Raw genomic sequence first — 7613 nt, 5'->3', positions numbered from 1 at the left:
GGGGTGGCCAAAACCGTGCGGAGCCAGGGATGGCGGAGCCCGCGCGTCACATGGATGTGCCGAAGGAGCGAGTTTTGGACACCCCTACCCCTCGGCCGCTACCCCCAATACTCTCAGGCTACTTCGAACAGACCCGCAGCACCCATGCCGGTGCCCACGCACATGGTCACCACCACATACTTCACGCCGCGGCGCTTGCCCTCGATCAGGGCGTGGCCTACCAGACGGGAGCCGGTGGTGCCGTAGGGGTGACCAACCGCGATGGCGCCGCCGTTGACGTTCAGGCGCTCCATGGGGATGCCCAGTTTGCGCTGGCAGTAGAGCACCTGCACCGCGAAGGCTTCGTTCAGTTCCCACAGGCCGATGTCGTCGACGGTGAGGCCGCCGCGCTTGAGAAGCTTGGGCACCGCGAACACCGGGCCGATGCCCATTTCGTCGGGCTCACAGCCAGCCACCGCGAAGCCGCGGAAGATACCCAGCGGAGTGACGCCGCGCTGTTCCGCCAGCTTGCCGTCCATCAGTACGCAGGCGGAGGCGCCGTCGGAGAACTGGCTGGCGTTGCCGGCGGTGACCACACCACCTTCCATGGCCGAGCGGATCTTACTGACGCCCTCCAGGTTGGTGTCGAGGCGGATACCCTCGTCTTCGCTAACGGTCACTTTGCGGCTGCTGAGCTGGCCGGTGGCCTTGTCCGCGACGCCCGCGATGGTGGTGATGGGCACGATCTCGTCGTTGAACTTGCCTTCGTCACGGGCCTTGGCGGCCAGCTGCTGGCTGCGTACGCCGTACTCGTCCATGTCTTCTTTCTTGATGCCGTAGCGCTGGGCCACGGTCTCGGCGGTCTGCAGCATGGACCAGTAGAGTTCCGGCTTATGCTTGGCCAGCCAGGGCTCCATCATGTAGTTCTGGTTGACGCTGGCCTGGACGGTGGAGATGGACTCCACGCCGCCGGCGACCATGACCGGGACCCGGTCCACGGCGATGTGCTGGGCGGCCATGGCGATGGCCTGCAGGCCCGAGGAGCAGAACCGGTTGATGGTGGCACCGGCCACGGACACCGGCAGGCCGGCGCGGATGGCGCCCATGCGGGCGACGTCGTTGCCAGTGGAACCTTCCGGCAGGGCACAGCCCATCAGCACGTCTTCGATTTCGTTGGGGTCGACCTTGGAGCGCTCGACCGCGTGCTGGATGGCGTGACCGGCCAGGGTGGCGCCGTGGGTCATGTTGAGACCGCCGCGCCAGGATTTCGCCAGCGGGGTGCGGGCGGTGGATACGATGACTACGTCATTGGACATAACTGTTCTCCTGAAGCCGGCAACGCCCGGGGGGCGCTGCCGCAAAATTGGTTGGGTCGCTCAGCGGCGGTTGTCGTCAAAACCCTTGCCTTCGGCAGCGCAGCGGGCCAGCAATGGCGCCGGCTGCCAGAACCCGGGCTCGGTGTGGGGGTTCTTGGCGAAGGGCTCCATGTCGCGAACCACGTTGGCCAGGCCCACTTCCTCGGCGTAGTGCATAGGGCCACCGCGGAAGACCGGGAAGCCGTAGCCGGTGAGATACACCATGTCGATGTCGGAGGCGCGCTGGGCAATGCCTTCTTCCAGCAGCCGGGCACCTTCATTGACCAGGGCGTAGACGCAGCGCTGGACGATCTCCTGATTGGAGATCTTGCGGGGCTTGATGCCCAGTTCGGCGCGCACCTCGTCGATCACCTTGTCCACTTCCGGGTCGTGCAGGGCGTTGCGGTTGCCCGGCTCGTAGCGGTAGAAACCGGCACCGGTCTTCTGGCCGTAGCGGCCCATCTCGCACAGACGGTCGGCTACGACCATCCGCTTCATCTCCGGCTTCTCGGCGTACTGGCGCTTGCGGATGGCCCAGCCGATGTCGCCGCCGGCCATGTCCGCCATGCGCAGCGGGCCCATGGCAAAGCCGAACTTCTCGATGGCCTTGTCGATCTGCTGGACGCTGGCGCCTTCCTGCAGCATCAGCAGGGCTTCCCGCTGGTACTGGTTGATCATGCGATTGCCGATGAAGCCGTCGCAGACACCGGAGACAACGGCGGTCTTCTTGATGGTCTTGGCCAGTTTCATGGCGGTGGCGAGCACATCCTTGGCGGTCTTGGCGCCCCGGACTACTTCCAGTAGCTTCATGATGTTGGCGGGGCTGAAGAAGTGCAGGCCGATAACGTCTTCCGGGCGCTTGGTGAAGCTGGCGATCCTGTTCACATCCAGGGTGGAGGTGTTGGAGGCCAGAATGGCGCCGGGCTTGCAGGTCTTGTCCAGGGTCTCGAATACCGACTGCTTGACGCTCATTTCCTCGAACACCGCCTCGATCACCAGGTCGGCGTCCGCCAGGTCGTCATAGCTCAGGGAGGTGGTGAGCAGGTCGAGGCAGGCGCGGGCCTTGTCCTCGGTCATCTTGCCCTTCTTGACACGGCCCTCGTAGACACTGCGAATGTGGGCAATGCCCCGGTCCAGGCCTTCCTGCTTCATCTCCACGATGGTGACCGGGATGCCGGCATTCAGGAAGTTAATGGAGATGCCGGTGCCCATGGTGCCGGCGCCGATCACACCCACTTTGTTGATGTCGCGGGTGGGGGTGTCCGACGGTACGTCCGGAATCTTGCTGGCCAGGCGCTCGGCGAAGAACGCGTGGCGCAGGGCGCGGGATTCGGGGGTCTGCATCAGGGTGGTGAAGGCTTCGCGCTCCACGGCCATACCGGCGTCAAAAGGCTTGGTGACGGCGGCGGCCACCGCGTCCACGCACTTCAGCGGTGCCGGGTAGTGCTTGGCCATTGCGCCCACGGTGTTGCGGGCGAACATGAAGAAGCCTTCCGGATTGGGGTGGCTGCCCTTGATATCGCGCACACGCTTGAGGGGCAGGTTCTCTGCCACCACCTTGCGGGCGAAGGCCTGGGCGCCTTCCAGCAGGTCACCCTCGACGATTTCGTCGAACAGGGGGCTGCCCTGGAACTGCTTGGCCGGCACGGCGGCGCCGGACACGATCATGTTGAGGGCATGCTCGGCGCCGATCAGCCGCGGCAGGCGCTGGGTCCCGCCGGCACCGGGCAGCAAGCCCAGCTTCACTTCCGGCAGGGAGATCTGGGCGTCCGGCCGTGCGACCCGGTAGTGGCAACCCAGGGCCAGTTCCAGGCCGCCACCCATGCAGGCACCGCTGATGGCGGCTACGACCGGCTTGGTGCTGGTTTCCAGGTAATGGATGACGGTGGTGAGGATGGGTTCGGCCAGCATCTTGCTGGTGCCGAACTCGCTGATGTCGGCGCCGCCGGAGAAGGCACGGTCGGAACCGATGATCACCACGGCCTTGACGCTGTTGTCGCCCTCGGCCTGCTTGAGACCGTCCACGATCCCTTTGCGAAGGGCGTGGCCCAGGCCGTTGACCGGCGGGTTGTCCAGACGGATGACGGCCAGGTCGCCGTTGACTTGGTAGTGCGCGGTACTCATAAGGACTCCTCGGTAGCGCGGGGCGGGGCCGGAGCGGCTCCGCTGCGGATCAGCAGATGCCGGCGTGCGGACGCTTGCGCTCTCCATACACCGGTGTATTGAATTTTCCATACACTAATGTATGTTGTAGACAAGGTCAACGCTTTGCCCAAGCCGGCAGGTGTTGCGGTAAGATTCCCCCATCCAGCTTGATAGCCCGGCCACAGGACCCCAGCGCCACCATGACAAGCCCCCGTAAAGCCCCAACCAGCGCCGCCAAATCCGCCCGGCCCCAGCTCAGTCGCGACAACTGGCTGGACGCCGCCGCCGGTGAGGTAGCGGCCGGCGGTTTCGGCAACCTGCGGGTGCTGACCCTGGCCAAGAAGCTGGGCGTTACCCGGGGCAGCTTCTACTGGCACTTCCGGGACCACGAGGACCTGGTGGTGAGCTTCCTGGACCGCTGGCGCGACCGCCGCCTGCATGAACTGCAGTACTGGAAGCCCAAGGGCGGCGACGTGGAAACCGAACTGCGGGAAATCCTCGAGCTGCTGCTCACCGACGCCTCCCGCAACATCCGCCGTCTGCAGGTGGAACTGGCGGTGCGGGATTTCGCCCGCCGCGACGACTACGCTGCCGAGCTGGTGGCCCAGGTGGACGCCTCCCGCATTGCCCAGAACTGCAGCCTGTTCGAGCGTCTCTCCAGCGACCCGGAGCGCATCCGGGACCTGTCGCTGCTGCTGTACGTGGCCACCATTGGCTCCCAGGTGGTCCTCACCGGTAAGCCCGGCGACGCCGAATCCATTCGCCGCATCGAGGATCTGATGGCACGGGTGGTGCTCGGGCGTCCCTGAACACATATTCTGGATGCCGGAAAGTCTGGGTGTTATGGTCGGGGGAAGAGCCCACGGTTTTTGGATCAGGCCCGAGCCATGGCAGAAGCAGACGAACCGGCCAACATGGAGCAGCTGCTGGCGCGAGTTGAACAGGTCTCGCCGGGAGCCCGGTATGTCAGTGTTGGTCGGATGATGGATGCCGTGGGCCGGCGCTCGTTCGGCCCGGTGCTTCTGCTAGTGGGTCTGATCCTGATTACGCCTCTGAGTGGGCTGCCGGGGATGCCGACCCTGTCCGGCTTATTGGTCCTCATAACCCTCAGCCAGCTGCTGCTAGGCCACGAGCATATCTGGCTGCCGGACTGGATCCTGCGGCGCGAGGTGCCGCGGGCCCGGCTGATGCGGGGGCTGACGCTGCTGCACCCCCTCGCCCGTCTGCTCGACGGCATCAGCCAGCCGCGGCTCACCGTTCTGGTCAAAGGGTTGGGCCTGGACGTGATGGCGGTCGTCTGCGTGTTCCTCGGTTTCGTCATGCCGGTGACCGAAATCATTCCCTTCAGTGCCAGCCTGGTGGGTGTGGCCCTGATGGCATTCGGCCTGGCCATGATTGCCCGCGACGGGCTCATTGCGCTCTTCGCCTGGACCCTCACCCTGACCACCCCTGTCCTGATTCTTGTGAACCTGGTGTAACCCCGGCCACGTCCGATGTGGGATAGACTGCAAGGCAACACCCGGGTGAACCTGGGGCACTCAGCCGACTGGAAGGATTGCAGAGTCATGATGAAAACGCTGCTGATTACATTGTTGCTTGCCCTGATGACGCCGGCGCTGGTACTGGCGGCGCCTCCCGGTAAGGACGGAGACCTGCCCCCGGGGCTGCAGAAGAAGCTGGAGCGCGGCGAGCGCCTGCCGCCCGGCTGGCAGCGCAAACTGGAAGAGGGGGACCGCTTGCCACCGGATTATGATCGATACGGTGAGGTTTATCGGGAGGACGAGCGCTACGACCGGGTCGAGGTGGACGACCGGATGTTCAAGGTTCTGCGGGACACCCGGGTCATCGTGGATATCCTTGAGGACTACTGAACCGGGCTTTGTTAGGTCGTACCGACGTTGTTGCTCTGGGCTTGCAGAAAGCCGTTCAGGCGCTCGGCCACCGGCCCGGGCTGCTCCTCCTGAAGGAAGTGGCCGGCTTCGACCTGCTCCACCCGGACGCTCCTGAAGCAGTCCTCGATGTGGTTCAAGTACTCCGGGATGATGACATGATCCCGGTTGCCGTAGAGGTAGAGTGCCGGCATGGGGAAAACATGTCGGCTCAGGCCGGCCCAGCGCTTGGCGTCATCGTTGAAGGTGCGGTAGTAGTTGGCCTGGGTGCCGGCGGTGCCGGGGATCTCGAAGGTGCGGATGTACTCGTCCAGGGCCTCGCGGGGGAAGTCACTGCCGTCGGAGGTGCGCAGGAAATGCCCCAGCCAGGCCTCCTCGTTGTCCGGAATCATGGCTTCGGGCAGGTCCGGGGTCTGCAGGAAATGCTGGTACCAATAGGCCCGGCCACTGCCGCTGCGGACTTTGTCGATGACCTCCTGGTTGCCCTTGAGATTGTTGATCACCGCGATGTTCATGATCACCAGACGCTGGACCCGGTCCGGCTCCGCGATGGCGATCTCCTGGGCCACCACGCCGCCCCAGTCGTGGCCCACCAGCTGGAACTGCTCGATGCCCAGCTCGTTAACCAGGGCCAGCACGTCCCGGGCCAGTTCGTGTTTGAGGTAGTGGCCGGTGCCGGGGGTGCGCTCGCTGTCGCCAAGGCCACGCAGGTCCGGAGCGAGCACCCGCAGCCCGGTTTTCAGTCGCTCCGCCACCAGTTCCCAGCAGTAGGAGCTTTCCGGCCAGCCGTGGATCATCACCACCGGCGCGCCCCAGAGGTCGCCGCTCTCCCGGTAGCTGAAGCGACCGCGAGGGGTGTCGAGGCTGAGGGGATTGCTCAGATGCATGATGGGGTCTCCTGGCTGGAATGGGCTTTATGACCATAGCGCAAAAGCCGCCGCATTGACGAGCCGACACCGGGAATGGGACTTTCCCCGCACTTGGGGCTACCCTTGCACGGAAACGCCACACTCCATTCACCACCGGATTCGCGACCCGATATGTTTGCCGACCTGTTCAGTACCTACCTCAGCAGCGCCATCCGTTTCCTGTTCCTGCTGGCGCCCTTTTTCGTGGTGACCATGTTTCTGGCCCTGACCCGGGGCCAGCCCGCGGCAGACAAGAACGCCATCATCCGGCGGGCCTGCATCTCGGCGCTGATCCTTGGCGTGGTGCTCTTCTTCGCCGGGCCGCTGCTGTTTTCCGCCATCGGCATCACCCTCAATTCCTTCCGGATCGGCGCCGGCTGCCTGCTGTTCCTGACCGCCATCAGCCTGGTCACCAGCGGCACCCGCAGTCACGCCACCGGGCTGCCGGTGGAGGAGCGGGATGACATCGCGGTGGTGCCCCTGGCCATACCGGTGATGATCGGGCCGGCCACCATCGGCGCCATCCTGGTCTACGGCGCCGAGCTCAAGACCTTTGCCGGCATCACCGGCGGCTTGCTGGGGCTGGTAACGGCGCTGGCGATCATGGCGGTGCTGCTGTACCTGTCCGGCTACCTGGAGCGGGTGCTGGGCAAGACCGGGCTCAATATCCTCTCCAAAATCAGCGGCCTGATCCTGTCCGCCATGGCGGCGGAAATCGTGCTCACCGGCATTGCCGGCTTCATTGCCGCCACCACCGCCTGAGCCTCAGGTGGCTATCCGATGGACGACTACCACCGGAAACGACCGCATGCATTTAATGACGGCATTTCGCAAGTTGCCGTTGAGGAAAACCTTTAAACACTGTCCCAGATTAGTTGGCCACTACAGTGTTGGGTTTTAAACAAAAGCGAACATTCGCAGCATCCCATGCAATCTCAATCCGGCCATTTGGGATGCAGGCTATCAATGACGTAGTGGTGACGGTGAACTCTGGAGTTGGAGGCGGTTGCAATATGAGGATGGTCGCCTGGCAGGTCGTCGTGATTGTGAGAGCACTCTAACGGATCAACAGAGGGCCATACCTTCAACGCAAGAATTAGCCCTCCGAGAGCAAGTCCCAGCAGTACCAACAGAGTAATGGTCATCCCCGCAGTAGATCCCAGCCAGCCGGCTAAGGGATAGGCGAACAGCCATCCGGCATGAGATAACGAGAACTGGGCAGCGAACAGAGCTGGTCTGTCATGAGTATGCGATGACCGCGTTAGGACCCTGCCGATTGGGGTTTGAACGGTCGAAAAACCAACGCCTAACCAAGCCCAAACGGGCAACAGCCATTC

Annotated in this window: 7 protein-coding genes and 1 pseudogene; 4 read left to right on the top strand and 4 right to left on the bottom strand. The window is 64.1% G+C overall.

Annotation, left to right across the window (positions count from 1 at the left end; all coding sequences use genetic code 11):
* Nucleotides 1-113: 113 nt before the first annotated feature.
* Nucleotides 114-1295: an acetyl-CoA C-acyltransferase gene (locus R3280_RS14980; protein WP_318999418.1), complete on the bottom strand. Its 1182-nt coding sequence runs from the start codon at nucleotides 1293-1295 to the stop codon at nucleotides 114-116.
* A 60-nt stretch (nucleotides 1296-1355) separates the two neighbouring features.
* Entirely contained in the window at nucleotides 1356-3458 is a 2103-nt protein-coding gene (locus tag R3280_RS14975) for a 3-hydroxyacyl-CoA dehydrogenase NAD-binding domain-containing protein (RefSeq protein WP_318999417.1), read from the bottom strand.
* Between the two features lie 221 nt (nucleotides 3459-3679).
* On the opposite strand from R3280_RS14975, the gene R3280_RS14970 reads away from it, so the two are divergent.
* The 3 genes from R3280_RS14970 to R3280_RS14960 all read left to right on the top strand — a co-directional run bounded on the left by R3280_RS14970 (nucleotide 3680) and on the right by R3280_RS14960 (nucleotide 5350).
* The gene (locus tag R3280_RS14970) at nucleotides 3680-4288 is read left to right on the top strand and encodes a TetR/AcrR family transcriptional regulator (RefSeq protein WP_318999416.1); all 609 of its coding nucleotides are present in this window, start codon (nucleotides 3680-3682) and stop codon (nucleotides 4286-4288) included.
* Nucleotides 4289-4366: 78 nt separating this feature from the next.
* The gene (locus R3280_RS14965) at nucleotides 4367-4957 is read left to right on the top strand and encodes an exopolysaccharide biosynthesis protein (RefSeq protein ID WP_318999415.1); all 591 of its coding nucleotides are present in this window, start codon (nucleotides 4367-4369) and stop codon (nucleotides 4955-4957) included.
* Nucleotides 4958-5044: 87 nt separating this feature from the next.
* Entirely contained in the window at nucleotides 5045-5350 is a 306-nt protein-coding gene (locus R3280_RS14960) for a hypothetical protein (protein ID WP_318999414.1), read from the top strand.
* Between the two features lie 11 nt (nucleotides 5351-5361).
* Here the strand turns inward: R3280_RS14960 and R3280_RS14955 are convergent, their stop codons facing one another.
* Nucleotides 5362-6255, bottom strand: a complete 894-nt coding sequence (locus R3280_RS14955; RefSeq protein WP_318999413.1) for an alpha/beta hydrolase — start codon at nucleotides 6253-6255, stop codon at nucleotides 5362-5364.
* A gap of 153 nt (nucleotides 6256-6408) precedes the next feature.
* Here R3280_RS14955 and R3280_RS14950 point away from each other — a divergent pair, with 153 nt between their 5' ends.
* Entirely contained in the window at nucleotides 6409-7038 is a 630-nt protein-coding gene (locus R3280_RS14950; protein WP_318999412.1) for a MarC family protein, read from the top strand.
* Nucleotides 7039-7211: 173 nt separating this feature from the next.
* On the opposite strand, the pseudogene R3280_RS14945 reads toward R3280_RS14950, so the two are convergent.
* Nucleotides 7212-7613, bottom strand: a pseudogene (locus R3280_RS14945) (MFS transporter); the annotation flags it as partial.

It is taken from the genome of Marinobacter sp., from assembly GCF_033722195.1.
Classification (GTDB): domain Bacteria; phylum Pseudomonadota; class Gammaproteobacteria; order Pseudomonadales; family Oleiphilaceae; genus Marinobacter.
The sequence above is the reverse complement of the archived record's forward strand: the minus strand, read 5'-3'. Positions and strand labels throughout refer to the sequence as shown.

Coding starts and splice junctions, on each gene's coding strand:
- R3280_RS14955 (WP_318999413.1), bottom strand. CDS start 6,255: ATGCATCTGAGCAATCCCCTCAGCCTCGACACCCCTCGCGGTCGCTTC.
- R3280_RS14965 (WP_318999415.1), top strand. CDS start 4,367: ATGGCAGAAGCAGACGAACCGGCCAACATGGAGCAGCTGCTGGCGCGA.
- R3280_RS14970 (WP_318999416.1), top strand. CDS start 3,680: ATGACAAGCCCCCGTAAAGCCCCAACCAGCGCCGCCAAATCCGCCCGG.
- R3280_RS14950 (WP_318999412.1), top strand. CDS start 6,409: ATGTTTGCCGACCTGTTCAGTACCTACCTCAGCAGCGCCATCCGTTTC.
- R3280_RS14980 (WP_318999418.1), bottom strand. CDS start 1,295: ATGTCCAATGACGTAGTCATCGTATCCACCGCCCGCACCCCGCTGGCG.
- R3280_RS14975 (WP_318999417.1), bottom strand. CDS start 3,458: ATGAGTACCGCGCACTACCAAGTCAACGGCGACCTGGCCGTCATCCGT.
- R3280_RS14960 (WP_318999414.1), top strand. CDS start 5,045: ATGATGAAAACGCTGCTGATTACATTGTTGCTTGCCCTGATGACGCCG.